This window comes from Hyphomicrobium sp. CS1GBMeth3 (genome assembly GCF_900117455.1).
GTDB lineage: Bacteria > Pseudomonadota > Alphaproteobacteria > Rhizobiales > Hyphomicrobiaceae > Hyphomicrobium_C.
In genome coordinates, this window is the sequence record NZ_FPHO01000002.1 from 928,424 (window position 1) to 953,178 (window position 24,755).

The following is a 24,755-nucleotide window of genomic DNA, read 5'->3' on the forward strand; positions in this document are numbered from 1 at the left end:
GGTAAAGACCAAAGTCTCGAGTGAAAAAATAACGGCGCGCCTGAAGGCACGCCGTTTGCATTTTTCTTTGCTGCCAACCCTCAGCCAGTGGCGAGGTAGTTGCGCATGGCCGAAACCTCCATCTGGACCTCGGCAAGGTGATACTTGACGACGTCACCGATCGAGATGATGCCGACCAGGGCATCGTCCTCGATGACGGGAAGATGACGGAAACGACCCTTGGTCATCGTCTCCATCAGCTCGTCGAGCTCACTGGTCTCCTGGCAGGAGATGACGCCGCGCGTCATGACCTCGGACACCATCATGCTCAGGGCCTGAGCGCCGTGCTCGGACGTGGCGCGAATAATGTCCCGCTCCGAAATGATGCCGGCAACGTGGCCGTTTTCGCCTACAACGACAACTGCACCAATTTTCTTGGGAGCGAGTTTCTTTACGACATCGAGAAGAGTGGCATTCGGCCTTACGGTCGAAACTGCGCGTCCTTTCGATTTCAATATCGATCCGACGTTCATGAAGTATCCTCCCGCCCGCCTTTGCTCGAATGCATCCCGGCGTAACTCCAAGCGCTCCGAGCGGGCAGACATTTGTTATGTTTTTTGCCTCACCAGTCGTGTTGCCGCACAAACGCCAGCATGCAACTTCCGCATACCTAGTTTGCACTTTGGAACAAGAGTGATGCAAACACGTAAGCGGCGCAAGAGTTTCAATCTACGTTTGGTTGCGTATATCCCTCGGCGGGCGCGGCTTTGTCGAAAAGACCGTAAGTAATTAATCCCATCACGTAACCGCCCAGATGGGCTTCCCACGCAATTCCCCCCGAATTTTGTGCAACGCCAAAACCTATCATGGCGAGTACATTTATGAGGACGAGAATCGCACTCGCGACAAGGATCCGCCGATCCGTCAAAGCTTCCCGAAGCGACATCACGCGCACGCTGCGGGGCGCCTCGCGCAAACGACGAAAACCGCCTGAATCCACGGCCGGAAATAGAATCCTGAGCACGCCGCCCATGAGACCGAAGATGGCGCCGGAGGCACCAATCATCGGCTGCAACAAGCCGACGTTCGCGATGTAGAACGCGCCCGCTCCAGCCAGCCCGCAGACAGTAAAGAAAAGGAAGAAGCGCACGGCTCCCATGCGCTCGGCTATCGCACCGCCGAAGGCGAGCAGCCAAGCCGCGTTAAGCCCCAAGTGCAGCCAGTCGCCGTGCAAAAGCATGTGGGTAAAGGGAGACGTATAAAGTGCGGGCTCGCCTCCCGGGAGCTCGTTTCCCAAGGGGCCATAGCGGCCGGGGATGAATGCACCCGCGAGCACAAGCCACAAATCGTCGTCCGTAGGCAGGACGTTGCGCACGACATGCACCAGCACCAGTACGGCAAGCAGGACGAGCACCGGCCTCGGTACGTTGAAGATGGGCTCTCGGGGGGGCGCCGTCGGATACACGCTCGTCTCCTCATATGCAGGGGCGAAGCCAGCCCCACGTTAGTGACGGTCGCGGCGGCGCTCGGCGAATGGTTGCTTTCGTGCATATGGCACGGAAGCTGCTCTTGTCGACGGTAAGGCTCATTCTGAAACGATTAGAGCCGGAATTTTAGTGAGCGACCGCTCCTGGACACGACGCCGCAGGTCTGTGGCGCCGGAGGGGTTGCGTGTGCCGAGCGACCCGAGATGAGACATCCGTCGACCCAAGCCGTTTATGCGTACTGGAACGAGGTGAGAGGCTCGCGGCGCGCGCCTCGCCGTCTTGAGATCGAGCCCGCCCGGATCAGCGATTTTCTGCTCGACACCTTCATCCTTGAACGGAGTGGCCCGGCAGACTTCCGCTTCAGGCTGGCAGGCACCCGCCTTTCCAACAGCCTGGGCCTGCAGCTGCGGGCCCGAGACTTTCTAACCTTCTGGGGTGGCGGCGACCGAGCGCTTCTCGGCCATCACTTGGAAGGGATCGCTGATCTCGGACGGGTTGGCCTCTTCACCGGGGAGGCCGAGCTCAGCGTGCCAAACCCTGCGTTTCCGGCGGCGCCGGCGCCCTTCGAGTTGATCGTGCTGCCGCTCATCCACACCGGACAGGCGATCGACCGCCTGCTCTGTCATTTGGTTGTATTGGAGCCTCATCGCCTTCTCGCCGGGACGACCATTGCGCGCCTGCGGCTCCTGGCGGCTGAGACGGTCTGGCCGGAGAGTGGCGTCTCCGATCTCGACGCCCTCGCTGAGCGTCAGGCTCCGCTCGGCCCGCATGTGCGCACGGCGCGTATCGTACGGCAGGGCCACCGCCAGTTCCGGGTCTACGACGGGGGCCTCGGAGCGGCCCAGGGCGAATAGCAACCGATACCTGTCGCCCGGCGCGAAACCCAGGCCGCCCCTTTGCGCGTTTTCCGGCATAAGATGCCATGCAACGTCTTGTTTCGACCGCTGGAAAGCGTGCGAGGACGGGTCAGCGGTTAGTCGTTCATTAAGTCTGCTGTTTCATTATGGGACTGCAAGGCTCGAGAGCCGCTGTAATGGCGCTTCTCGAGGTCGCGAAGGTGTCTGCTTCAGTATGTGCGGATTAAAGCAATGTCGTCCACCTCAGCAGCCAGCACCCTGAAGCCGTCGCTGCGGCTTGACACGCGCATCGTCCCCGATCGGCGCCGCCATAAGCGCTACCCGCTCGCCCTCCTCGGCCGCTTCATGCGCGCCAACAAGCAAGAGTTCCCTTGCCGCCTCAACGATATCTCGGTTGGCGGCGTTTCGCTGATGGCCCCGGTCGAAGTCGACATCGACGAACGCATCGTGGCTTATCTGGACGAACTAGGCGGCATTGAGGGCGTCGTGGTGCGGGTGTTCGACGGCGGCTTTGCCATGTCGCTCCGCGTCAGCCAGCACAAGCGCGAGAAGCTCGCGGCCCAAATCACATGGCTCGTCAACAAGGATGAGCTCGGCAACTCGTTTGGACGTCGCCATCACCGCATCTCGGTTCCTAACAAGACGTCAACGCTGAGGCTCGCCGACGGCACGACCGTCGACTGCCGCGTGCTCGACGTCTCGCTCTCCGGCGCCTCGATCGGCACCGACGCGCGTCCGCCAATCGGGGAGGAGGTCATGTTCGGGAAGCTGCGCTGCAAGGTCATGCGCTACCACGACCGCGGCATCGGCGTGCAGTTTCTCGACATCCCCGACCCGGAAGCTTTACGGCGATATTTCGGCTGACGGGGCGCGATAAACATGTCCCGTGGGGAATATAAATTTGGCTCAAATTTTGCTCGATTTCTGGCTGCGTACTTCAGACGGCCACGACAATTCTGGAGTAATGTAGGCCGTGTGAGAGGGTTCGTTGGGGTAGTGAGTATGATGCGTTTCGTAGTGTGCGTGGCCGGTTTGCTGGCGGCAGCAGCCGGATCGACCAATGCCATGGCGGAGCAGGCGGTTCCTAAGACAGTCGCCTTCAGCATGTCGCCATTCATGCGGGTCTACGGCCCGGCTCAGCCGCCTTACGGCTTTGTGCGCTTCTGCGAGCGTCACCCGGAGGATTGCAGCCCGCAGCGTATCGAGGACGTGCGTTTCCAACCGACGCCCGAGCGCTTGAGCGAACTCGACGAGGTGAACCGCTGGGCCAACCATGCCGTCCAGCCGGCAACCGACCAGGAGATTTACGGCGTCAGCGAGCACTGGACCTATCCGGTGGATCGCGGCGACTGCGAGGATTATGCGCTTTTGAAGCAGAAGATGCTGCTTGCGCGCGGGTGGCCGAAGAGCTCGCTTCTGCTCACCGTCGTACGTGACGAGAAGGGCGAAGGCCATGCCGTGCTGACCGTACGCACGGCGCAGGGCGACTTCGTGCTCGACAACAAGATTGATGACGTGCGGTTGTGGAATACCTCGGGCTACTACTTCATCATGCGCCAGTCTTACCTCGACCCGCGCGTGTGGGTGTCGCTCGATACCAACGACCGCTCGGCGCCTGACGCGATCGCCGGCGTTGGTGCCGGTCAGTAAGATCTTGGTCGGCGGCCTCAGCCGCCCGCTAATTAGTACCGAGCCCGGGCTCCCTGCCCTGCCCAACCGGGCTCACCCTCGAGCCGGACGTGATTCCCCCTCGCGTCCGGCTCAAATTTTTTGATGAGGTCGATGCGAAGCGGGCGGCACGGCGATGCTGATCAGGCCGTCGGTTTGAGGCCAGCCTTGTAGCGTTTCCAGTTCTTGACGTAGCGTCCGGCCGCGCCGCCGAAGTGCTGCACGTCCTCGTCCGTCAACTCGCGCACGATCTTGCCCGGCGAGCCCAGCACCATGGACCGCGGCGGGATGACCTTGTTCTCGGCAATCAGCGTGTTGGCGCCGATCAGGCATTCCTCACCGATACGCGCGCCATTCAGAATGATCGAGCCGATGCCGATCAAACTGCCGCGGCCGATCGTGCAGCCGTGCAGCATCACCATGTGGCCTATGGTGCAATCCTCGCCGATGTCGAGCGGAAAACCTGGATCGGTGTGCAGCACGCAGCCATCCTGCACATTGGACCGAGCCCCGACGCGGATCAGCTCGTTGTCGCCGCGCAGCACTGAGCCGAACCAAATACTGGCGTCGGTCTCGATAGCGACCTTGCCCAGAACCACCGCATTCGGTGCAACCCAATAGCTGCCGTCCGCCGGTGTCGCGACGGCCACGCCGTCGAGATCGTAGAGCGCCATGATCGTCCCGTCCCTCAAGCCTCCTCGAGATCCATCTCGAGAATGGCCATCTGGAACTGATAGGAGATTTCTCCCTCCTCCTCCTCGCGATAGAGGGTGGCGACGAACTCGCCGCCGATGAAGACCTCGGCCATGTCCTGCTTCTTGGGCTGCGCGCGCACCTCCAGCTTCGGGGCGCCGAATGTCTTTCTCAGATACGCCTGCAGCTTGGCCAGCTCTTCCTTCTTCACCTGTCGCTCCTTGTCTTTGGGAGACCGAGAACCGCTTCGGCCGACACGACCAGAAGCGTTCGCGGCCTAAAGCATCGCATAGTCGTCGGGGATGGTGGACGTCTCCGAGATAAACGTCTGGTCCATGCTGCGCGCCGGTTCGGCCGTTCCAGCAGGACCAACGATGCGTGCGGGGATGCCGGCAACGGTGACGTGCGGCGGCACGTCCTGCAGGACGACGCTGCCAGAGGCGATGCGCGAGCAGTTGCCGACGTGGATATTGCCCAGCACCTTGGCGCCGGCGCCGATCAGCACGCCGGAACCCACCTTCGGATGCCGATCGCCGATGACCTTGCCGCTGCCGCCCAGCGTCACCCCGTGCAAGAGCGAGCAGTTGTCGCCGAGGGTCGCCGTCTCGCCGATCACCACGCCGGTCGCGTGGTCGAGCATCAGCCCTTTGCCGAGGCGAGCCGCCGGATGAATGTCGACCGCGAACATGCGCGAGGCCTGGCTCTGCAGGTAGAGCGCGAAATCGCGACGGCCCTGACGCCATAGCTCGTGCGCGAAGCGGTGCGTCACGAGCGCGTGGAAGCCCTTGAAGTAAAGAAACGGCTCGAGATAGCGGGTGCACGCCGGATCCCGCTCGAGCACGGCGGCAAGGTCGGCACGGAAAGCGCGACCGAGGTCCGGCTGCGAACCGAGAACGTCGCGGAAGGTGTGCACGATGAGGCCGGCATCCACATCGGCGTGGCCGAGGCGCTGCGCGATGCGGTGGCAGATCGCTTCCTCCAGCACGGCATGGCTGGCTATGGTGGCGTAGATGAACCCGGTCAGCGCCGGCTCGGCCGCCATCGCCGCCTCAGCCTCGCTCAGAAGCGAGCGCCAGACCCCATCCTCGTCAGCGCGGTTAGCCCCATGGCGGGCCTCGCTAGGCGCCTTGTGTTTGGCGCTGTTCATGTCGTTGCTCCTTCGCGCCGCGGGAGGCCCCAAAACGGCCTCCTCACTGCCCGGCTCTCCGAGCCGGGCTCGGCAGCATTATAAGCCGGTTACGGCTTTGCCATCAGATGGAAGATAGCTCGGCTTTCTCGCTCTAGGGGGTACCGGTGTGCGCCCGCCCCGTCAATCGTTAACCGGCCGCACGCACGCGCATTTCGGCCCTCTTGAGGCTTGGCGCCGCGTTGCGCACAACCGTTTCCCGCCACAAGCTGGATTCGCTTGATAAAGGGATGAAACCATGACCGATACGCCTCAGAGTGCCGCCGCGGATCTCCAGCTCGAGATCGAGGGGCCGCTGGCCTGGATCGTCGCAAGCAACCCTGAGCGGATGAACGCCTTCACGGCCGGCATGTGGGCCAAGATTCCCGAGCACGTTGCGGCCGCGGAAGCGGACCCGGCCGTCCGCGTCATCATCCTGCGCGGGAGCGGGACGCGCGCCTTCTCGGCCGGCGCCGACATCTCAGAGTTCGAGACCCAGCGGTCCGGCGCGGCCGCCGCCGACTACGACAAGCTGAACCACGCCGCGTTCTCGGCGTTGCTTGCCGCCACCAAGCCGGTGATCGCCATGATCCATGGTTTCTGCCTCGGCGGCGGGCTAGGCATCGCTGCCTGTGCCGATCTCCGTCTTGCCGACGACAAAGCAACGTTCGCCATCCCGGCCGCCAAGCTCGGGCTCGGCTACAATCCGCGGTGGGTGCCGCCGCTATTGGCGCTGGCGCCGGCTGCGTTCGTCAAGGAGATGCTGTTCACCGGGCGTCGCTTCACGGCAACCGAAGCGCTCAGCATCGGCCTCGTCAACACGCTCGTTGACACGGACATGCTGGAGATCGCGGTGCGGACGCTCGCGAGCGATATCGCCGCCAACGCACCGCTCTCTGTGCGCGCCGCGAAGCTTACGATCAACGAGCTCTTGCGCCACCCCGAGCACCCGGACACGACCGCGCTCGATGCTGCCGTGCAAGCCTGCTTCGACAGCGCGGACTACGCCGAGGGGCGGCGTGCGTTCCTCGAAAAGCGCAAGCCAGCCTTCCAGGGCCGCTGATCGGCCAACCGTTTCAGCGGATTCAAAAAAATTGCGTGTTCACATACACGCAACGCAGCACGACGCAAGCGCCGCCAACTCCCGGAAAATTCTTTCTTCACGCGCTACAGATCGCCGCCATTTATGGTGCGGTGCACGATCGTTTTTCGTTTGGCACGGAACGATTTTGCTCAATACTTCTTTGTGCTTGACGGGCCCCTTCCCTGTCACGCCCTCCCCTAACGGGGACGACCACACCCTGTCTACGACGTGCGTGACGAAACGAGCAGCCCCCCAAGAAGCCGGCTTCACCGGCAGGAGGCAACGATGGACCTCACGATGCGACTGAACGTATTTGCTGCGCTCATGTCTTTCGGATTCATCGCTGCCATCGTGGTTGGCATGGTCTGAGCTTCCCCCCTGTCGCTTTCCATGGCGACCACGACGGTTCAGCTCATCCGCTCCTCCTGATGCGGGCACGCAAGGGAAAGGCGCGAGACCCCAAAGGTCCCGCGCCTTTTTCGTGCAGCGCTGGATGCGCGCTATTTCTTTAGATGGTAGCCGAGGATCGCCGCAGCGAGAACAGCATACTCGGCCCGCACGCGTCCCCACGGAATCTCGGAGAGCAGCGGGATCTGCGATCCCCAGGTCCAGAGCGCGGCCGCGATCAGCGCGAACACGAGCGACCACGACAACGTGTGGCTCGACGGCGTGCCGACGTCCTTCAGGATCTGCGCCGCGATGATGCCGATCAAGAACACGACGATGGCGGCGACGACGGCGAAGATGAAAAGACGAAAATCGCCAATTTTGATGAAGCCCATGAGGGCGGTGCTGCCGAACCAGCCGATGACGATCTGGAGCAGCAGGAGTACGAGACGTCCAAGCATGTGCAGGATCTCCCCCAGGTTGCCGCCGCACGCTTCCCCTCCGGAACGGCGGATACCCCAATGTTTAGAGCACGATTCACACGCCAAGTTGACAACAACCAGCGTCAAACCTCGTCTAGCACGAGGCTCCTCTATGCGAAACAATGGTTTGGGTGCGCTGGCTCAGGCGCTTGTGCGGCGGGTCGTGTAGAAATAGCCGGCGATCGCGGCCGCGACAGGCGCGAACGTGAAGCCGTGCGTCGCGAATTCCGATACTCCGACCTGCGGCCCGAGGAGGATAAGCGCCACAGCTGCCGCGAGGATCGCGAACGACAGGGCCGCGACAAGTGACAGCAAGGTCGGCCGGGCGATGGTGTCGGTGATGCGTGAGCCGATGAAGGCGCCAATCAGCACAATGACGGCTCCGACAGCCGCCACCGCGTAATAGTAGGTGGGGCCATAGCCCATCACCATGCTGACGAGATTCGGTGCCGCAACCCAAGCTGCCGTCGCCTGCGCCACGGCCAGATTCACAAACGGCATGTCCCCCTCCTCGCCCCTCTTTCACGGGCCATATCGATAGGCCGCGATCATGCCACGTTTCGGCGCTCCGCCACAGCGTCGTAGTTGAGCACCGGCGCGAGCCAGCGCTCGGCCTCCGCCACCGTCCAACCCTTGCGGCGCGCATAGTCCTCGACCTGGTCGCGCTCGACCTTTCCGACGCCGAAGTAATGACTCTCCGGGTGGGCAAAATAGAGGCCCGAAACGGCGGCGCCCGGCCACATGGCGCAGCTCTCGGTGAGCTCGATACCGGCCTCCGCCTCGACGTTCATCAAATCCCAGAGCGTGCGCTTCTCGGTGTGATCCGGCTGAGCCGGATAGCCAGGCGCGGGGCGGATGCCGCGATACTTCTCGAGGACCAGGTCTTCGTTCGAGAGCTTCTCGTCCCTGGCGTAGCCCCACAGCTCGCGGCGCACCTTCGCATGCATGGATTCCGCGAACGCCTCCGCGAGGCGGTCAGCCAGCGCCTTGAACAGGATGCGGCTGTAGTCGTCCGTCTCCTTGATGTGCGCCTTGATGGCCTCCTCCTCGCCGATGCCGGTCGTCACCGCGAAGGCACCGACGTAGTCGGCAAGGCCGGTCTCCTTCGGCGCCACGAAGTCGGCGAGCGCTGTGTGGGCGCGGTTGCGTGAGGGATCGCGGGCGATCTGCTGGCGCAGCGTGAACAGCGTCGCCCGCTCGGTCTTGCGCGCGTCGTCGGTGAAGAGCGCGATGTCGTCGCCGACACTGTTAGCCGGCCAGAAGCCGACGGTGGCGTTGGCAGTCAGCCACTTGCCGGCGACGATGCGATCGAGAAGCGCGCGCGCGTCGGCAAAGAGCTTGCGCGCCTCGCTGCCCACCTTGTTGTCGTCGAGGATCGCGGGGTAGCGGCCGCTCAGCTCCCAGGTCTGGAAGAACGGGGTCCAGTCGATATAGGGCACGAGCGCCGCGAGATCGTATTCCTTGAAGGTCCGCGCGCCGAGGAAAGACGGCTTCGGCGGCGTGTAGCTCGCCCAGTCGATGGCGAACTTGTTGGCGCGGGCGGCCGCGACGGTGATGCGCTGCTTCTTCGCCTCGTTGGCGAGATGCGTTTCGCGCACCTTCACGTACTCGGCTTTGATGCCGTCGACGTACTTCTTGCTTTCCGTCTCCGAGAGCAGGTTCGACACGACGCCCACGGCGCGGCTCGCGTCGAGCACATAGATGGCCTGGCCGCGATGGTAGTTGGGGCTGATCTTGACGGCCGTGTGCACGCGGCTCGTCGTTGCGCCTCCGATCAGTAGCGGCACGCTGAACCCTTCGCGCTCCATCTCGGCGGCGACGAAGCACATTTCATCCAGCGACGGTGTAATCAGGCCCGAAAGGCCGATGATGTCCGCCTTCTCGCGCTTCGCCGTCTCCAGGATCTTCGCCGCCGGCACCATGACGCCGAGGTCGATCACCTCGTAGTTGTTGCACTGAAGCACGACGCCGACGATGTTCTTGCCGATGTCGTGCACGTCGCCCTTCACGGTCGCCATGACGATCTTGCCCGCCGCCGGCAGGGCGTCGAGGCCGGACTTGCGCTTCTCCTCCTCGAGGAAGGGTTGCAGGTAGGCGACGGCCTGCTTCATGACGCGGGCGCTCTTTACGACCTGCGGCAGGAACATCTTGCCGGCGCCGAACAAGTCGCCGACGACGCTCATACCGGCCATCAGCGGGCCCTCGATGACCTGCAACGGCTTCGGGAGCTTCTGCCGCGCCTCCTCCGTGTCCTGCTCAATGAAATCGGTGATGCCGTGCACGAGCGAATGCGTGAGCCGTTCCTCGACGGTACCCTCGCGCCAGGTGAGGTCCTTTTCCTTGGCCTTGGCGCTGCTGCCGTCGCCCTTGAAGCGCGGCGCGGCTTCGAGCAGGCGGTCGGTCGCGTCGGGTCGGCGGTTGAGGATCACGTCCTCGCACAGCTCGCGCAGTTCGGCCGGGATATCGTCGTAAAGCGCGAGCTGGCCGGCATTGACGATGCCCATGTCCATGCCGGCCTGAATGGCGTGATAGAGGAACACGGAGTGCATGGCTTCGCGCACCGGCTCGTTGCCGCGGAAGGCGAACGAGAGGTTCGAGACGCCGCCCGAGATGTGCACCAGCGGCATCTTCTCCTTGATCTGGCGCGCGGCCTCGATGAAGGCGATGCCGTAGCCGTTGTGCTCCTCGATGCCAGTTGCAACGGCGAAGATGTTGGGATCGAAAATAATGTCCTCGGGCGCGAAACCGACCTTCTCGGTCAGGATCTTGTAGGCGCGCTCGCAAATCGAGACTTTGCGCTCGATGGTATCGGCCTGCCCTTCCTCGTCGAAGGCCATGACGACGACGGCGGCGCCATAGCGTTGCACCTTGCGTGCATGATCAAGGAACGCTTCCTCGCCCTCCTTCATGGAGATCGAGTTGACGATCGCCTTGCCTTGCACGCACTTTAAGCCCGCCTCGATGACGCTCCACTTGGAGCTGTCGATCATGATCGGCACGCGGGCGATGTCGGGCTCGGAGGCGATGAGGTTCAGGAACGTCGCCATCGCCTTCTCGGAGTCGAGCAGGCCCTCGTCCATGTTGACGTCGAGGATCATAGCGCCGGCTTCGACCTGCTGGCGCGCGACAGCCAGGGCTGCCGCGTAATCGTTCGCCTCGATGAGCTTGCGAAACTTCGCGGAGCCCGTGACGTTGGTCCGCTCGCCGACGTTGATGAAAGACTGCGCTGCGCTTGCCGTGGTCATGCTTCTGATCAACTCTTTCTGTAGTCGTTGGCGCGGTGCTGTTGCGTCACCCATGCACGAAGGGCTCGAGGCCGGATAGGCGCATCTTGGGTGCGATGTCCGGCACCTCGCGCGGCGGGTATTTCGACACATGCTCGGCGATGTGCTGGATGTGATCCGGCGTCGAGCCACAGCAGCCGCCGATGACGTTGATCAAGCCGTCCGCCGCCCACGGCTCGGTGGCGCAAGCCATATCATCCGGCGTCTCGTCATAACCGCCCATGGCATTCGGCAAGCCGGCGTTGGGATAAGCGGAGATGCGCACGTCGGCGATATGAGCCAGCTCGGCGAGGAACGGCCGCATCAGGTCAGCACCCAGCGCGCAGTTGAGCCCGATCGAGAACGGCTTCAGGTGCCGCATCGAGTACCAGAATGCCTCCGGCGTCTGGCCAGAGAGCGTGCGGCCCGAGCGGTCGGTGATGGTGCCCGAGATCATGATCGGCAACTCGGCGCCAACCTCGTCGAAAGCCTCGAGCGTGGCGAGGCCGGCGGCCTTGGCGTTCAACGTGTCGAAGATGGTCTCGATCAGGATGATGTCCGAGCCGCCCTCGATTAGGCCTTTGACCTGCTCCTTGTAGGCTTCGCGCAACTCGTCGAACGAGACGTTGCGGTAGCCTGGGTTGTTGACATCGGGCGAGATCGACGCGGTGCGGTTGGTGGGGCCGACGGCGCCAGCGACAAAGCGGGGCTTGTCGGGCGTCAGCTTCGTATATTTGTCGCATGCCGCCCGCGCGAGATTCGCAGCCGCGACGTTGATCTCGTACGAGAGATCCTCCATGCCGTAGTCCGCCATGGAGATGCGCTGCGCGTTGAACGTGTTGGTCTCTATGATGTCGGCGCCAGCCGCGAGATACTGCTCGTGGATGTCCTGGATGATCTTCGGCTGGGTCAGCACCAGGAGATCGTTGTTGCCCTTGATGTCGCGCGGCCAATCCTTGAAGCGCTCACCGCGATAGCCGGCCTCGTCCAACTTGTGACGCTGGATCATGGTGCCCATGGCGCCGTCGATGATCAGGATGCGCTTGGAGGCAGCCTTCTCAAGGATGGCGCGGATGTCTTTCTTGTTGCTCATTCTCAGCTCCTAGGGGTCATTCCGCCAAACGGCATGACCCCTGATTTTTGCCGTGCTTCTTTTCGGAAAGCACTCTAGCTCGCGGCCTTGCGGCTCTCGAGCGGCGCGGCTTTCAGCGGGCGCAGGCCCAACAAGTGGCAGATCGCGTAGACGAGGTCGGCGCGGTTCAGGGTGTAGAAGTGAAACGTCTTCACGCCCTGGTCGACGAGATCCATGACCTGCTCGGTGGCTACGGCGGCTGCCACCAGATGGGTCGTCGCGGGATCATCGTCCAGCCCCTCGAAGCGGCGTGCAAGCCAAGCCGGCACGCTGGCGCCGGCCTTGATCGCGAACCCGGCCACCTGGCGGAAATTATGGATCGGAACCACACCCGGCGTGATCGGCACCCAGATGCCCGCCGCGCGCGCCCGTTCCAGGAAGCGCAGGTAATAGGTATTGTCGAACCCGAACTGCGTGATGATGCGATCGGCACCAGCGTCGACCTTGGCTTTCAGATTTTGAAGGTCGGCAACCAAGGACGGGCTCTCAGGGTGTTTCTCCGGGTAGCCCGCGACGGAGATCTCGAAGTTGGCGATGCGCTTCAGACCAGCGACCAGCTCCGCGGCGTTGGCGTAGCCGCCGGGCGTCGGCACGTAGTGATGGCCGACGCCACCTGCCGGGTCGCCGCGCAGTGCCACGATATGGCGCACGCCTGCATCCCAGTAGGCGCGGGCGACCGCGTCCACTTCCTCGCGCGTTGCGTCCACGCAGGTGAGATGCGCCGCGGGACGCAACGCCGTCTCGTTTACGATGCGGGTGACCGTCGTGTGGGTGCGCTCGCGCGTCGAGCCGCCTGCGCCATAGGTCACGGAGACGAACTCGGGACACAGCGGCGCTAGGCGCTCGATCGCCGACCACAGCGCCACCTCCATCTTCTCGCTCTTCGGCGGGAAGAACTCGAACGAGACGTCGATCTCGCCCGCGCCGAGGAGCCGGCTTTTTCTTTCGTTGCCTGGCGGTGTCATGATCCGATCCGTTCGAGTTTCTGAGGCTTTGCGGATGCGTCCGCGCGCTCGGGCTTTTTCGCGAGCCAGAGCGTCACGGTGAGCTGCTGGCGGTCGTCATCTTTCTCCGGCGAGAAGGTCTCCACCTCGACGCCCGAGAGCCCGGCCTCCTCAAGCCAGGCTGTCACCTGGTCCGCCTCGAAACCGAGGCGCTCGTGGGCGTGACGCTCGCGCAACTCCTCGAGGCCGTGGGGCGCGAAATCAACGATCAGCAGGCGGCCACCGGGAGCGAGGATACGAGCCGCCTCGCGCACGGCATGGGCCGGCTCCGATAGATAATGCAGGACCTGATGGATGACGACCCCGTCCGCGGCGCCGTCCGGCAGGGCCACGTTGTAGATGTCGCCGTGGCGCACCTCGGCTCGGCCGAGGCCAGCGGTCTTGAGGCGGCTCGCGGCGTAGGCGAGCATCGGCTGGTTGACGTCGAGGCCGAGCCCACGCTCGTAGCGGTCGGCTAGCACCTCGAGCATGCGGCCCGTGCCGGTCCCGAGGTCGACGAGCAGCTTGAGCGGGCGCCCGTCGAGCCGCGCCACGATGGCGGACTCGACGGCGCTTTCCGAAACGTAGAGCGTGCGAATACGGTCCCAGTCGGCGGCATGCTTGCGAAAGTAGGCCTGAGCGGCGGCTTCGCGCTCGTGTTTCAGCGCCTCGGCGCGCGCGCTGTCACGGCGGAGCAGCGGGTCGCGCGTGTCGACGGCTTCCAGGATGCGGCGCACGAGCCGCCCGCCGTCGGAGCGGTCCGAGACGTGGAAGTAGACCCAGCTGCCCTCGCGGAACCGCTCGATCAGGCCGGCTTCCGCCAAGAGCTTCAGGTGACGGCTGATGCGCGGCTGGCTCTGGCCCAGAATCTGCGTCAGATCCTTAACGTTGTGTTCGCCCGCCGCCAGCAACAGCAGGATCCTGAGGCGCGTCGACTCGGCCGCGGCCTTGAGGGCCAGCACGAGGTTATCGCTGTCGAGAGTTCCGGACATGGCTGCATCCATCCTGTCCGTGCAAGATATAAAGATATGTTTATGTGTCAAGTGGCAAAGTAGGCTGGGAATTATATACGTGCTTGACCCATCCGTCTAGTTCACTTATATTCATTGACGTTAGGCGGAGGGAACCATGAAGCGCGAGATCACCAGTCTCTACCAGTTTTTCGAAGCCTTCCCGGACGAGCAGGCGGCCATAGACCACCTGCGGGCCATCCGCTGGAAGGACGGCGCGTTCTGCCCCTACTGCAAGTCCAAGCGCGTCATGCACTTCTCGGACAAGAAGACCCATAAGTGCCACGACTGCCGCCAGCGGTTCTCGATCAAGGTCGGGACGATTTTCGAGGACACCAAGCTGCCCCTGCGCAAGTGGTTCGCGGCGGTCTGGCTGATTACGAGCCACAAGAAGGGCATCGCCAGCACGCAGCTCGCGAAAGATCTCCGCATCACGCAGAAAACGGCGTGGTTCGTTCTGCATCGGCTTCGGCACGCCGCTCGCACCAAGTCATTCAACCGCGAGCCAAAGATGTCCGGGATCGTCGAAATCGACGAGTCTTATTTTGGCGGCAAGGAGTCGAACCGCCACGCCAAGGCGAAAAAGTCGGGCGAGAAGCCGAAGCCCATCGTCTTCGGCATTCTAGAGCGCGGCGGCACCGTGCGTGCGGGCAAGATCAGCAATCTTTCCGGCCGCATGATCGAGGGGCGCGTCCGGGATAACGTGGCTTCAGGCACGGTGCTCATGACGGACGAATGGTCTGGGTACCGGCGGCTCATCACGAACTACATGCTCCAATCTGTCGTTCACAGCAAAGGCCAGTATGTCCGCGACGGGATCGTGCACACCAACGGGATTGAAGGCGTCTGGAGCCTGTTCAAGCGGCAGGTCTATGGCATTCATCACCATGTTTCGGCCAAGCACCTCGACAACTACCTTGGCGAAATGTGCTATCGGTGTAGCCGACGCGACATGGGCGAAGGCGAGCGCATGAACGATCTGCTCGCCCATGTCGAAGGCAGGCTGACCTATAAGGCGCTGATCTATGACCCGGAAAAAGTACGAGAAGCCACTCGGGGTGGACCTCCCGTTTGATGAAGCGCTAGAGCGCTTTGCCCAAACGGAGAAATCGGAGCTCGACCGCGAAGTTGTGACGAGTCGGACGGCCCCTGATCTGATCAAGGACCTGCTCACTTCCTTCGAAAAAGCGGCTCACCATGATGATCAAGGGGAGTACTGGTTGGCTCGCGAACTCTATCCCTTGTTGGGGTACAAGAGTTGGCAGAAGTTCGAACCAGTCATCGACAAGGCGAAGAAAGCTTGCGATGGCGTTGGCGAGTCTACTGAAAACCATTTCATCCATGTGGATGAAATGGTGCCCATTGGATCTGGAGCGCAGCGAACACAGCCTGATTTAGAGCTAACGCGGTTTGCTTGCTATCTGATTGCGCAGAACGGTGACCCAACTCGGCGTCCTGAGATAGCGGCCGCGCAGACCTACTTCGCCGTTCAAACGCAGCGGCAGGAGCAGGCGGACCAAGCTGCCGATGAGCCGCTGTCACTCTCTGAAGACGAGCGTCGCGTCCTCGCACGGGACGAACTCAAAGCGCACAACAAGTCGCTTGCAGGGGCTGCCAAGTCGGTTGGCGTGAAGACGCCGGTCGAGTACGCGGTTTTCCAGAACCATGGCTACAAGGGCCTCTACGCCGGCCTCGATCGCCGGGGAATCCAGCGCAGGAAAAAGCTAAGCGAGAAGCAGGACATTCTGGATCACATGCCGAGCGCGGAGCTTGCCGCCAACCTCTTCCGCGCAACGCAAACTGAGGAACAGCTCAACAAGCTTCGCGAACAGGGGAAGACCGGGAAGGACCTCGCCAATAGGACCCACCACGCAATTGGGGCGAAGGTCCGCGAGACGATAAAGAGCATTGGTGGCACGATGCCGGAGGATTACCCAGCCGTCGACCATGTGAAGGAGGCGCGAAAGCGCATCAAAGCAGGCGAGACAAAGAAGCTCGATAAGAAGGGCTAGCGCTTCCTTTTTGGACTGGCTTCGGCCTTCTGGTCCGAGAATTGCCCTTCGTAAGGTTTATCGGGTTCGCCGCCAGTGCGCTCAAAGATAAGCTGACAAATGGTCATCCCAGCATCGAGGATGAGTGTGTTTGGTCCGAAGTTGACCATCTCAAGCTGGATTGTGAGGGGGTTGTCTTTACCGAAGCCAGCATGCACCGTTGGCGCGGTCATGTGCACGCAAAGTCCGAGACGGGCCAACGAACTCTTACCCTCGACACGCGCCGCTAATTGCGAACTTGGCAGAAGACTTACCTTCTCAGCCGTCCATCCTAATACGAACTGATGAGGGTCAAGGGTATAGGTCGAAGCTTCAATGGTGTTTTGAAGATTGGCTACTGCGCTATATTTGTAGCCCTTCTTTCCGGGCTGAATTATCAACCCCTCCGCTTTCGGCCACTCGGCAAATACGTTCGCAAGCGTGAGATCTATAGATGTAGATGAAAATGCGGCGCTAGGAGGCCGTGGCTGGATAACAAGCTGACCAGCATCCAGCGCCGCACCAATCTCTTTGTCTGTTAGGATCATTCGGCCCCCATGGGGCCGCGATCAGCAACCCGCTAAAGCAGATTCTTTGACCCAAAGGCGCCAACGCCCGGTGCTTGATTCTTGGGGTAGCTCTACGAGCGCCTCGTCATTATGACGCTCAACCACCCGTCGAATCGTCAGTTGGCCATCATTCACGAAACCATCGTCAACGACAACTTCCTCCTTGCCACTAGAGGTAGCGATCTCGACGATTTTTTCTGACGGACCTGGACCTGGGCCGATTATGTAGCACTGAATGCGCATCGCCTGTTCTCCCAAAAGAACGAAAGCAGAACATACATCATTGGCGGTTCTGTGTCGTTCGATTCAAACGCGCGTCGATCAATCGTGTCGTCGAGTGATTCATTCGAGTCACACTGTTTCGAATACACATCAGCGTTACCCAGAGTCTATGGCGGCTTTCGCGTGCGGTGTCGTGGACGTGGAGAACCGATTCTCAAGAGTTTAGTTCGCCACACCGGCCGTGGGTCACACTCGTGTATGATCGCCAGTAGGCTCGCACTTGCGGCGTGCGCTTCTCCCAGCGCGCCGCAGTAAGACTCAATAAAGCATAACGGGCCCATACTCCGGGGTTAGGGGCATAATCCTGGGGGGCGGGATAAATGCGCAGCACGCGTGCGGCTCGTCAGTCGGCGTTCGATTTCACTCCGACACCATCGACCTCGCCGTTGGTTTTCCAGCAAGATCCTGAAGGGAATGGGCATTTTGTGCTCATCGTAGCCCTGCTGCCTGCGTTTTCGGCCCTCATGGCGCCGTTCTGGCTGCTTTGCGGCCGGCTCCTCGTGGATCCTGCGACACGCGCCGTGGCCGCCGAGCGCCCTCTGTCCGGCTGCCTGATCCTGGCCGGCCTCCTTATGCTCACGCTGATTTTTGGGTGGCCGCTCGCGCGTCTGGTCCAAGAGGCTTTCGCGGGTCGCTGCGTGACGATCGAAGATAGCCTCGTGCGCTCAAGCGCCGTCGGATTGCTCGGTCGGCGATTGCGGACGACCCCGCTCAACGCCTATCGCGGGCTCGAGCGCTGGCCACGGACGACACTTTCGGACGTGCGCGAGGAGCTGGTTCTGGTGCACCGGGACCGCTCCCACTCGCTGGTTCTCGGCCCCGTTCGCCACATCCCTGAAGAGGCGATCGCGACACTGACGCGTCTTTTCGCTGTTGCCGAAATTCCGTCCCGAGAGCCCGCTAGCGTCCCGGTTCCGCATGGGTATTCTCTGGCTGCGGAGCGTCAGCCGCCACTGGCCGCTTAGCTCGGAGGCTCAAGGCTTTGGCTTTGACTAGAGATATCCGCCCATGCTGAATGAGGGAGCACGGCCGGACTTTCCCGACACGCTGTCGGGACGGCCTGTAACACTGCGGAGCTCACATTGATGACGACGGTTTGGCAGCGCCTGGCCCAGGGGGGGTCGATCTTCATGCTCGCAGCGGCGGCGCTTTCGCTGCTCCTTCTCGCCGATCCTCCCACCGCGGAGGCGCAATCCGAAACTCCGGCGCGCTTCATGCAGCGCGTCGCGAATCAGCTCATCGCCGCACAGAAGGAAGGCGGGGAGAACGACTACGCAACGGTGCTGCGCAGCCACGCTGATGTTCCGTCCATCGCCATCACAGCGCTCGGCTCTTACGCCCAGATGCTCGCCAAGTCGGACAGGCCGGCCTACTACGCCGGCATGATCAATTTCATCGCCCGCTACGCCGCCAAGGAAGGCCCGAAGTATCCGGTCGCACGCGCGGTCATGACCGGCGTGACCAAGGAAACTGCGAGCGGCGTTTATGTCGACAGCCGCATTACGCTCAGGAGCGGCGAATCCTATGACGTGCGCTGGCGGCTCGTGCGCCGCGGCGGTGTCTACAAGGTGCGCGAGGCGGAGATCATCGGCTTCGAGATGACCTCGTTCCTCAACACGCTGTTCCAGAACTATATCGCCGAGAACGGCGGCAATCCGCGCACGCTCATCATCGCGCTGAACCGCTGAGCCCGCCCGAGGCAGCCAGCATCGGCTGCGGCGCGCTCGGCCTCGGTGCGCGAGCCTTGACCTCGCGCGCGCCGAGCGCCAACGTCTGCCGCACGCAGCAAGCCTCATCTCGGCGCCTTCCGACGCCGCCGCACGGGTCCACGCCCGCGCCTTCCGCCTAGCCCGGAGAGACCATGAAGACCGACACGCCCCGTCCGCGCCGCCTCAAAGACTATAGGCCGCCGGACTACCTCGTCGATCATGTGGATCTCGACTTCGCGCTCGATCCGGAGCGCACGATCGTAGAGGCGAAGCTCAAGGTGCGTCGCAATCCGGCGGCCGGAAAAGCGCGCCAGGCGCTCGTGCTGGACGGTGAGCAGCTCGAACTGCAGCGCATCGCGATCGATGGCAAGCCGCTCACGGCGAACGATTACACCGTCGATGCCACCTCGCTCAGCATCGCCAAGGTGTCGGCGCGCGCCTTCACGCTCGAGCTCACGACCGTCATCAATCCCGAGGCCAACAAGGCCTTACAGGGCCTTTACCGCTCGCGCGGTGTGTTCTGCACGCAGTGCGAGGCGGAAGGCTTCCGCCGTATCACGTTCTTCCCCGACCGGCCGGACGTGCTCGCCACCTACACGTGCCGCCTCGAAGCGGACGTTGCACTGGCGCCCGTGCTGCTCGCCAACGGCAACCCCGTCTCGCGCGGCAAGCTCGGCAAGGGCCGGCACTTCGCCGTCTGGCACGACCCTCACCCCAAGCCCAGCTACCTCTTCGCGCTGGTCGGCGGCGACCTCGGCCACATCGCCTCGACGTTCAAGACCGCGTCTGGGCGCAAGGTGGATCTCAAGATCTACGTCGAGCACGGCAAGGAGGCGCGCGCGGCGTGGGCCATGGATGCGTTGAAGCGCTCCATGCGGTGGGACGAGAAGCGCTTCGGCCGCGAGTACGATCTCGACGTGTTCAACATCGTCGCCGTGTCCGACTTCAACATGGGCGCGATGGAGAACAAAGGCCTCAACATCTTCAACGACCGCCTGATCCTCGCATCAGCCGAGACAGCGACTGACGCCAACTTCGAATCCATCGAGAGCGTCGTCGCGCACGAATATTTCCATAACTGGACCGGCAACCGCATCACCTGCCGCGACTGGTTTCAGCTCTGCCTCAAGGAAGGGCTCACGGTCTATCGCGATCAGGAGTTCTCGGCCGACGAGCGCTCGGCGACCGTGCAGCGCATCATCGACGTGCGCCAGCTCCGCGCCATGCAATTCACCGAGGACGCGGGGCCGCTCGCGCATCCGGTGCGCCCCGAGAGCTACATCGAGATCAACAACTTCTACACGGCGACCGTGTACGAAAAGGGTGCCGAGCTCGTGCGCATGATCGAGACAATTCTCGGGCGCGAGGACTTCCGGCGCGGCATGGATCTTTACTTCGAGCGCCACGACGGGCAGGCCGCAACGATCGAAGATTTTCTCACGTGCTTCGAGGATGCGTCCAAGCAGGACCTCTCGCACTTCAAGCTCTGGTACTCGCAAGCCGGTACGCCGGAGCTCGTCTGCGCGCTGCGCTACGACAGGGCCAAGAAGCAGGCCGAGCTCAAGATCGAGCAGGTGCTGCCGCCCACGCCGGGCGAGACCCGCAAGAAGCCGCTGCACATCCCGGTGCGCCTCGGGCTCATCGGTGGCAATGGACAGGAGATCATGCTCAAGCGCGACACCGGCGAGAGCATCGACGACGGCGTGCTGCACGTGACGAAGCGCACGCAGACGTTCCGCTTCCTCGACGTGCCCTCGCCGCCCGTGCCGTCCATTCTGCGCGGCTTCTCGGCGCCGGTGAACCTGACGCTCAACCTCTCCGACCGCGACCTCGAGTTCCTGATGGCGCACGATCAGGATCTCTTCAATCGCTGGCAGGCGGCCAACACCTACGCCACGCGCGTGCTCGTCGACATGGTCAAGAGCCTGCGCAAGGGCGAACGGGCGACCGCGCGCGCAGCAGGCTTCGTCAAGGCGCTCGGCGCGTCGATCGCCGACGAAGCGCTCGAGCCTGCCTACCGCGCGGAGTTGCTCAAGCTGCCGAGCCAGTCCGACATTGCGCGCACGATCGGACGCAACGTCGACCCGGGCCTCATCTTCCGCGCGCACCGTCAGCTGTTGAAGCTCACGGGCACGGCGCTTGGCGCTGCGCTCGAGAACATTTGCGGGGAGATGCGGGCTCAAGGCGCCTTTTCACCGGACGCGCAGAGCGCGGGGCGACGGGCGCTGCGTAATGCGGCGCTGACGCTGCTCACGGCGCGCGGCACCGCTCTCGACGACACGCGGCTTGCGGACCACTTCTTCAAGGCCGACAACATGACCGACGAGGCGCATGGCCTCGTGCTGATCGCAGCGGGTTCTGGCGACGTGCGGGAAAAGGCGCTCGCGCACTTCTTCGACCGCTGGCAGGGCGATCATTTGGTGATTGACAAGTGGTTTGCCGCCCAGGCGCAGTCGCCGCAGAGATCCGCGCTCGGGCAGATCAAGGCGCTCACCCGCCATCCCCTGTTCAGCCTCGAAGCTCCGAACAAGGTGCGGGCCCTGATCGGCGTCTTTGCGTTGCAGAACCCAGTCCAATTCCACCGGCCGGACGGGGCGGGCTACGAGTTCGTCGCCAAGCAGGTGCTGGCCATCGACCGCTTCAACCCCTCCATTGCGGCCCGAATGTTGGGGGCTTTCCGCATCTGGCATGCGCTTGAGCCGGGCCGGCGGGGGGCCGCCAAGCGCGTGTTGCAGGGCGTCGCCAAGACCCCCGATTTGTCGCGCGACGTGTTCGAAATCGTATCGCGCATGCTCGACAGGTAACACCCTCGCAAACTCTGATTTTCGCTATTTAATCTCCCTCGACACGCGCGACTCGAATCGGTGAAGTAGAGATGCGATTCGCCGGCGTACCGGTGGATTCTCGTCACGCGCAACACTCAAAAATTCGAACTGGAGATGCAGGATGGCTGGGACCCTATCGGCCTGTCCACGGGAGGAGTCTGCCTTCGGCGAAGCCGGTGCAGCCGAGCCTCGCGCGACCGGCGCCCGCCGCCTTCCCGGCGGGCCCGCGGGCCTCACGCGCCTCTTCCAGGGCGCCGTTGTGCTGCACGTCTCGGCCCTCGGATACGCGCTCTTCCATCAGGTTTCCGCGCCGTCCCTCATCGTTCTTGTCAGCGGTCTTGCTGTCACGCTCCTCGTACTTGGCGCGCCGCATCTCTTCGCATCGCCCCGGGTTGTGCCGGCACATACGCCGCGCCGTCCCGATCCGTCGGCACCCATTCACGATCTCTCCCAGGAAGGGCAGGGCAGCGGGGTCTCGCCCTCCCCGCTGCCCTTCATAGGAGAGAAGATCGTGCTTGACCGGCGCTCAGCCGACCTCTCGGTGCTGGCCGGTGCCGCGGCCCGGCTCAACAGCCTGCCCGCCGCCAACGCCCATCCATGGGGTGAACTGATGGCCCGCGTCAGCCACGAGTTGCGCACGCCGCTCAACGCCGTGATCGGGTTCTCGGATGTGATGCAGTCCGAGTTGCTGGGGCCTGTCGGCCACCCGCGTTACCGCGAGTATGCACGCCACATCGGCGAGTGCGGCCGCGACCTCTTGAAATCGGCCGAGGATACGCTGGCCATCACCTGCCTGCTCGACCACGATCCGCGCATCGAAGCGACCACCGGCGTCGATCTCGCAGCCGTGGTCGAGGAGGCCTGGGCCTTCCACAGCGCTCCCGGCAGCACGCATGGACTTTCGCTCGAGGCGCACATCCCCGAAGGACTTGAGGTGCGCATCGACAAGCGGCCGCTGCGGCAGATCCTCGTCAATCTTTTCTCCGAGGCCGTCCGCCGGGCCGATGCCCGTGGCACGGTCGGCATCGTGGCGACCCGCGACGGGGAGCTGGCGCAGATCGAGGTGTATCTGCGCGGTCAGCCCGGGGCACCGCGGGTTGGGCAGGCCTCGCTGCCGATCTGCCTCGCCCGCGCGCTTCTCGAGCTTGCTGGCGCGTCGCTGATCGAGGTCGACGAGCCCCACTCGACGTGGCGGGCGGTGACGGCGCTCAAATGCACCTCGAACGAGGACCTGTTTCCGGAGTTCTCCGACGCAGCCACGTTGCGCCAAGCCGACTTGCGCTCGCTCGAAGCCGCCTGCGCCTAGGCCACACGGCTTGGCGGCGGACAGCCCTCGCTACTCCGCCGTTTCCTTATCCTTGTTTTTCTTCCTGAACTTGCGCTCGGGCAGTGGCTGGCTCTTCTTGCGCCACCACTCCGCGAGCGTGCGCCGCTCATCTGGCGTCAAACGCTCCGCCTGTCCCAGGAAGATGTCGACCGCCTGCTGCCGCATAGCCCGCTCGCGCTCGCCTGCGGTGTTGATCGCGGCCTCGAGGGCAGCGCGGTCGAACGGCTCGGCCGCAAGCTTGTCGGCCGCCTCCCGGCGCGCCGTGCGGATGTCCTCGAATAGCGGGCGTAGCTTGCCGCGCTCGGCGCGCAGCTGCTTGCGGATTTCCTTGCGGCGTGCCTCAGGCAGCGTGCGCGTCAGCCCCATCAGACCGAAGTCCTCGCCCCGCGGATGATGGCCGCGCGGCGGATGGTGCTTGCCAAAGCCGATCATGGTGCCGGCCACAGCACCGACGATCAGCAGATTGAGCGCCAGGGAGGCGATCAGTGCGTATTTCAGGCGCCGCGATCCGCCGGGCCGCGGTTCCGTCTGCGGCAGGGATGCGTCGCTCAAAGCAGTTCCTCCTCAAACATGCTGAAGGCGTCCGCGTCGAAGGCGATCTGAGCGGAATCGAGCTCCGTGTCGTACGTCGTCTCGGCCACCAGCGGCGCGACCGCCTGATCGAGCGTACCGGTCAGACCGAACACCGTGCCCAGCACGAGCGAGGCGGCGAGCAGAGCCGCGGCCGGCCATTGGGCCTCGCCAGCCGTCGACTGCCGGCGCCGCCCGAACGACGCCCAGGCGACGCGTGCCTTCGGCGCCGCTACCGCGGCCGGAGCTTCGGAGAGCGCGGTAGCCATGATCCGGTCTGCCAAGGCCTGCGTGTCGGTCGCGGGAGGCGGAGCGAGGTCGAGCAGTCGATCAAGCGCTTCCGCCTCGCGGACGCGCGCCTTCGCCTCGGCGTTCTCCGACAACAGGCCGGCCAGGTTGCGGCGCACGGGCGCCGGCCAGCGCGTGCGGTCGCTGCCGAACCGTTCGAGGGCCTGCTCGAGGGAGTCGAGGCCAGCCCCGTCAAATGTGCTTTTCTCAGTCATTGCCGTCTCTCGGGCCTTCCAAAATCAGCTCTCGCTTTGCAGCAAGCTCTTCCAATCCTTCTCCAGTGCCGCGCGCAGTGCGCGGCGGGCGCGGGCCAAGAGGCTTTCGACCGCCTCGTCCGACACACCCAGAACTTCACCCACCTCCGCCTGGCTCATGCCTTCGTGGTGGAACAGCGTCAGCGCCTGGCGCTGACGCTCGGGAAGCGCCGCCATCGCCTCGCCGACCCGACGCGCCAGATCCTGCTCCTCGAGCCCTACAGCCTGCGTCGGCGCTTCGGCCATCTCGGGCACCTCGTCGGTCACCACGGTGCGCCGGCCGGCGCGGATACGGTCGAGGCAGAGGTTCGACGTCACCTTGCGCAGCCACGGACGGACACCGTGCGGACCGAGGTCCAGCGTTTCGCCGGCGCGCCACAACCGCAGCATGGCCTCCTGCGCGATGTCCTCGGCCTCGGCCTCGTCCTTCAGCATCCTCCGTGCGAGGGTCACGATCGGCGTCAGGTGGCGGTCGACCAGGATGCGAAACGCCTGGGCGTCCTGGCGGGCGACGCGCGCCAGCAGCACGCGGTCCTCCGGCGCGTCGGGCCATGGCCCTGTCCGCACGTTGGTACCCGGTGCCTTACCCATCGGTCCGCCTGGCCCCGACCCCACCATCACTCCGCCACGTCGCAATCGTCCGCTGGGCAGTGTCACCGGATCCCGCTCTGCAGATGCCTTTAGCGGGGAAAACGGCCTTGCCCATATGAA

23 protein-coding genes and 1 pseudogene are annotated in these 24,755 nt (G+C 63.6%); 10 read left to right on the forward strand and 14 right to left on the reverse strand.

The window, feature by feature from the left end; all coding sequences use genetic code 11:
- Positions 1-80: 80 nt before the first annotated feature.
- Together CS1GBM3_RS04505 and CS1GBM3_RS04510 are read right to left on the reverse strand one after the other, a co-directional pair.
- The gene (locus CS1GBM3_RS04505; protein ID WP_072391979.1) at positions 81-512 is read right to left on the reverse strand and encodes a CBS domain-containing protein; all 432 of its coding nucleotides are present in this window, start codon (positions 510-512) and stop codon (positions 81-83) included.
- Between the two features lie 191 nt (positions 513-703).
- Positions 704-1,393: a rhomboid family intramembrane serine protease gene (locus CS1GBM3_RS04510; RefSeq protein WP_244534550.1), complete on the reverse strand. Its 690-nt coding sequence runs from the start codon at positions 1,391-1,393 to the stop codon at positions 704-706.
- A gap of 276 nt (positions 1,394-1,669) precedes the next feature.
- Between CS1GBM3_RS04510 and CS1GBM3_RS04515 the strand changes: the two genes are divergently transcribed.
- The 3 genes from CS1GBM3_RS04515 to CS1GBM3_RS04525 all read left to right on the forward strand — a co-directional run bounded on the left by CS1GBM3_RS04515 (position 1,670) and on the right by CS1GBM3_RS04525 (position 3,973).
- Positions 1,670-2,320 carry a PAS domain-containing protein gene (locus CS1GBM3_RS04515; RefSeq protein WP_072391984.1) on the forward strand — a complete coding sequence of 217 codons (651 nt, stop codon included), beginning with the start codon at positions 1,670-1,672 and terminating at the stop codon, positions 2,318-2,320.
- A 234-nt stretch (positions 2,321-2,554) separates the two neighbouring features.
- Positions 2,555-3,187, forward strand: coding sequence for a PilZ domain-containing protein (locus tag CS1GBM3_RS04520; RefSeq protein WP_083567048.1), 633 nt, complete (start codon positions 2,555-2,557; stop codon positions 3,185-3,187).
- Between the two features lie 201 nt (positions 3,188-3,388).
- Positions 3,389-3,973, forward strand: a complete 585-nt coding sequence (locus tag CS1GBM3_RS04525; protein ID WP_083567261.1) for a transglutaminase-like cysteine peptidase — start codon at positions 3,389-3,391, stop codon at positions 3,971-3,973.
- Positions 3,974-4,134: 161 nt separating this feature from the next.
- Here the strand turns inward: CS1GBM3_RS04525 and CS1GBM3_RS04530 are convergent, their stop codons facing one another.
- The 3 genes from CS1GBM3_RS04530 to cysE all read right to left on the reverse strand — a co-directional run bounded on the left by CS1GBM3_RS04530 (position 4,135) and on the right by cysE (position 5,831).
- Complete coding sequence (locus CS1GBM3_RS04530; protein ID WP_072391986.1) at positions 4,135-4,665, reverse strand: gamma carbonic anhydrase family protein; 531 nt, start codon at positions 4,663-4,665, stop codon at positions 4,135-4,137.
- A 14-nt stretch (positions 4,666-4,679) separates the two neighbouring features.
- Positions 4,680-4,895 (reverse strand): DUF3126 family protein, encoded by a 216-nt coding sequence (locus CS1GBM3_RS04535; protein ID WP_072391988.1) that lies wholly within the window; start codon positions 4,893-4,895, stop codon positions 4,680-4,682.
- A gap of 66 nt (positions 4,896-4,961) precedes the next feature.
- Positions 4,962-5,831 (reverse strand): serine O-acetyltransferase, encoded by an 870-nt coding sequence (cysE, locus tag CS1GBM3_RS04540; protein ID WP_072391991.1) that lies wholly within the window; start codon positions 5,829-5,831, stop codon positions 4,962-4,964.
- A gap of 277 nt (positions 5,832-6,108) precedes the next feature.
- On the opposite strand from cysE, the gene CS1GBM3_RS04545 reads away from it, so the two are divergent.
- A complete protein-coding gene (locus CS1GBM3_RS04545) occupies positions 6,109-6,912 on the forward strand; it encodes an enoyl-CoA hydratase (protein ID WP_072391994.1) in 804 nt (267 codons plus the stop codon).
- A 521-nt stretch (positions 6,913-7,433) separates the two neighbouring features.
- Here CS1GBM3_RS04545 and CS1GBM3_RS04550 read toward each other — a convergent pair.
- The 5 genes and pseudogenes from CS1GBM3_RS04550 to CS1GBM3_RS04570 form a co-directional block, all read right to left on the reverse strand.
- Positions 7,434-7,781, reverse strand: coding sequence for a hypothetical protein (locus CS1GBM3_RS04550; protein WP_072391997.1), 348 nt, complete (start codon positions 7,779-7,781; stop codon positions 7,434-7,436).
- 162 nt (positions 7,782-7,943) lie between these two features.
- The gene (locus tag CS1GBM3_RS04555; RefSeq protein ID WP_072392000.1) at positions 7,944-8,303 is read right to left on the reverse strand and encodes a hypothetical protein; all 360 of its coding nucleotides are present in this window, start codon (positions 8,301-8,303) and stop codon (positions 7,944-7,946) included.
- A gap of 47 nt (positions 8,304-8,350) precedes the next feature.
- Positions 8,351-12,158, reverse strand: a pseudogene (gene metH / locus CS1GBM3_RS04560) (methionine synthase).
- 74 nt (positions 12,159-12,232) lie between these two features.
- Positions 12,233-13,162 (reverse strand): methylenetetrahydrofolate reductase [NAD(P)H], encoded by a 930-nt coding sequence (metF, locus tag CS1GBM3_RS04565; protein WP_072392003.1) that lies wholly within the window; start codon positions 13,160-13,162, stop codon positions 12,233-12,235.
- Complete coding sequence (locus CS1GBM3_RS04570) at positions 13,159-14,172, reverse strand: ArsR/SmtB family transcription factor (protein ID WP_244534551.1); 1,014 nt, start codon at positions 14,170-14,172, stop codon at positions 13,159-13,161. Before CS1GBM3_RS04570 ends, metF begins: the two co-directional genes overlap by 4 nt.
- A gap of 136 nt (positions 14,173-14,308) precedes the next feature.
- Between CS1GBM3_RS04570 and CS1GBM3_RS04575 the strand changes: the two genes are divergently transcribed.
- Positions 14,309-15,265: an IS1595 family transposase gene (locus tag CS1GBM3_RS04575; protein ID WP_072392008.1), complete on the forward strand. Its 957-nt coding sequence runs from the start codon at positions 14,309-14,311 to the stop codon at positions 15,263-15,265.
- Positions 15,216-16,202, forward strand: coding sequence for a DNA damage-inducible protein D (gene dinD, locus CS1GBM3_RS04580; RefSeq protein ID WP_083567054.1), 987 nt, complete (start codon positions 15,216-15,218; stop codon positions 16,200-16,202). Before CS1GBM3_RS04575 ends, dinD begins: the two co-directional genes overlap by 50 nt.
- Here dinD and dcd read toward each other — a convergent pair.
- Positions 16,199-16,768, reverse strand: a complete 570-nt coding sequence (dcd, locus tag CS1GBM3_RS04585; protein WP_072392011.1) for a dCTP deaminase — start codon at positions 16,766-16,768, stop codon at positions 16,199-16,201. The genes dinD and dcd overlap by 4 nt on opposite strands.
- A 623-nt stretch (positions 16,769-17,391) precedes the next feature.
- On the opposite strand from dcd, the gene CS1GBM3_RS04590 reads away from it, so the two are divergent.
- From CS1GBM3_RS04590 to CS1GBM3_RS20225, 4 genes are all read left to right on the forward strand, one after another.
- On the forward strand, positions 17,392-18,036 hold the full coding sequence (locus CS1GBM3_RS04590) for a hypothetical protein (protein WP_072392013.1): 645 nt from the start codon (positions 17,392-17,394) through the stop codon (positions 18,034-18,036).
- Positions 18,037-18,156: 120 nt separating this feature from the next.
- On the forward strand, positions 18,157-18,759 hold the full coding sequence (locus tag CS1GBM3_RS04595) for an ABC transporter substrate-binding protein (protein WP_072392016.1): 603 nt from the start codon (positions 18,157-18,159) through the stop codon (positions 18,757-18,759).
- 173 nt (positions 18,760-18,932) lie between these two features.
- The gene (gene pepN, locus CS1GBM3_RS04600; RefSeq protein ID WP_072392019.1) at positions 18,933-21,584 is read left to right on the forward strand and encodes an aminopeptidase N; all 2,652 of its coding nucleotides are present in this window, start codon (positions 18,933-18,935) and stop codon (positions 21,582-21,584) included.
- A gap of 142 nt (positions 21,585-21,726) precedes the next feature.
- On the forward strand, positions 21,727-22,911 hold the full coding sequence (locus CS1GBM3_RS20225; protein ID WP_072392022.1) for a sensor histidine kinase: 1,185 nt from the start codon (positions 21,727-21,729) through the stop codon (positions 22,909-22,911).
- Positions 22,912-22,941: 30 nt separating this feature from the next.
- On the opposite strand, the gene CS1GBM3_RS04610 is transcribed toward CS1GBM3_RS20225, so the two are convergent.
- From CS1GBM3_RS04610 to CS1GBM3_RS04620, 3 genes are read right to left on the reverse strand one after another with little or no spacing between them, the layout of a single operon-like run.
- Positions 22,942-23,484 carry a periplasmic heavy metal sensor gene (locus CS1GBM3_RS04610; RefSeq protein ID WP_072392025.1) on the reverse strand — a complete coding sequence of 181 codons (543 nt, stop codon included), beginning with the start codon at positions 23,482-23,484 and terminating at the stop codon, positions 22,942-22,944.
- Complete coding sequence (locus CS1GBM3_RS04615; protein ID WP_072392028.1) at positions 23,481-24,005, reverse strand: hypothetical protein; 525 nt, start codon at positions 24,003-24,005, stop codon at positions 23,481-23,483. The genes CS1GBM3_RS04610 and CS1GBM3_RS04615 overlap by 4 nt, the downstream gene beginning before the upstream one ends.
- A 24-nt stretch (positions 24,006-24,029) precedes the next feature.
- Positions 24,030-24,635 carry a sigma-70 family RNA polymerase sigma factor gene (locus CS1GBM3_RS04620; RefSeq protein WP_244534552.1) on the reverse strand — a complete coding sequence of 202 codons (606 nt, stop codon included), beginning with the start codon at positions 24,633-24,635 and terminating at the stop codon, positions 24,030-24,032.
- Positions 24,636-24,755: the final 120 nt, after the last annotated feature.

Bases quoted from the DNA above. Each gene is read 5' to 3' on its own strand.
- CS1GBM3_RS04555 (WP_072392000.1), bottom strand. From the start codon at position 8,303: ATGCCGTTTGTGAATCTGGCCGTGGCGCAGGCGACGGCAGCTTGGGTT.
- CS1GBM3_RS04615 (WP_072392028.1), bottom strand. From the start codon at position 24,005: ATGACTGAGAAAAGCACATTTGACGGGGCTGGCCTCGACTCCCTCGAG.
- CS1GBM3_RS04515 (WP_072391984.1), top strand. From the start codon at position 1,670: ATGAGACATCCGTCGACCCAAGCCGTTTATGCGTACTGGAACGAGGTG.
- dcd (WP_072392011.1), bottom strand. From the start codon at position 16,768: ATGATCCTAACAGACAAAGAGATTGGTGCGGCGCTGGATGCTGGTCAG.
- CS1GBM3_RS04520 (WP_083567048.1), top strand. From the start codon at position 2,555: ATGTCGTCCACCTCAGCAGCCAGCACCCTGAAGCCGTCGCTGCGGCTT.
- dinD (WP_083567054.1), top strand. From the start codon at position 15,216: ATGACCCGGAAAAAGTACGAGAAGCCACTCGGGGTGGACCTCCCGTTT.
- pepN (WP_072392019.1), top strand. From the start codon at position 18,933: ATGAAGACCGACACGCCCCGTCCGCGCCGCCTCAAAGACTATAGGCCG.
- CS1GBM3_RS04570 (WP_244534551.1), bottom strand. From the start codon at position 14,172: ATGTCCGGAACTCTCGACAGCGATAACCTCGTGCTGGCCCTCAAGGCC.
- CS1GBM3_RS04525 (WP_083567261.1), top strand. From the start codon at position 3,389: ATGGCGGAGCAGGCGGTTCCTAAGACAGTCGCCTTCAGCATGTCGCCA.
- CS1GBM3_RS04545 (WP_072391994.1), top strand. From the start codon at position 6,109: ATGACCGATACGCCTCAGAGTGCCGCCGCGGATCTCCAGCTCGAGATC.
- CS1GBM3_RS04575 (WP_072392008.1), top strand. From the start codon at position 14,309: ATGAAGCGCGAGATCACCAGTCTCTACCAGTTTTTCGAAGCCTTCCCG.
- metF (WP_072392003.1), bottom strand. From the start codon at position 13,162: ATGACACCGCCAGGCAACGAAAGAAAAAGCCGGCTCCTCGGCGCGGGC.
- cysE (WP_072391991.1), bottom strand. From the start codon at position 5,831: ATGAACAGCGCCAAACACAAGGCGCCTAGCGAGGCCCGCCATGGGGCT.
- CS1GBM3_RS20225 (WP_072392022.1), top strand. From the start codon at position 21,727: ATGGCTGGGACCCTATCGGCCTGTCCACGGGAGGAGTCTGCCTTCGGC.
- CS1GBM3_RS04620 (WP_244534552.1), bottom strand. From the start codon at position 24,635: ATGGGTAAGGCACCGGGTACCAACGTGCGGACAGGGCCATGGCCCGAC.
- CS1GBM3_RS04530 (WP_072391986.1), bottom strand. From the start codon at position 4,665: ATGGCGCTCTACGATCTCGACGGCGTGGCCGTCGCGACACCGGCGGAC.
- CS1GBM3_RS04590 (WP_072392013.1), top strand. From the start codon at position 17,392: ATGCGCAGCACGCGTGCGGCTCGTCAGTCGGCGTTCGATTTCACTCCG.
- CS1GBM3_RS04550 (WP_072391997.1), bottom strand. From the start codon at position 7,781: ATGCTTGGACGTCTCGTACTCCTGCTGCTCCAGATCGTCATCGGCTGG.
- CS1GBM3_RS04595 (WP_072392016.1), top strand. From the start codon at position 18,157: ATGACGACGGTTTGGCAGCGCCTGGCCCAGGGGGGGTCGATCTTCATG.
- CS1GBM3_RS04505 (WP_072391979.1), bottom strand. From the start codon at position 512: ATGAACGTCGGATCGATATTGAAATCGAAAGGACGCGCAGTTTCGACC.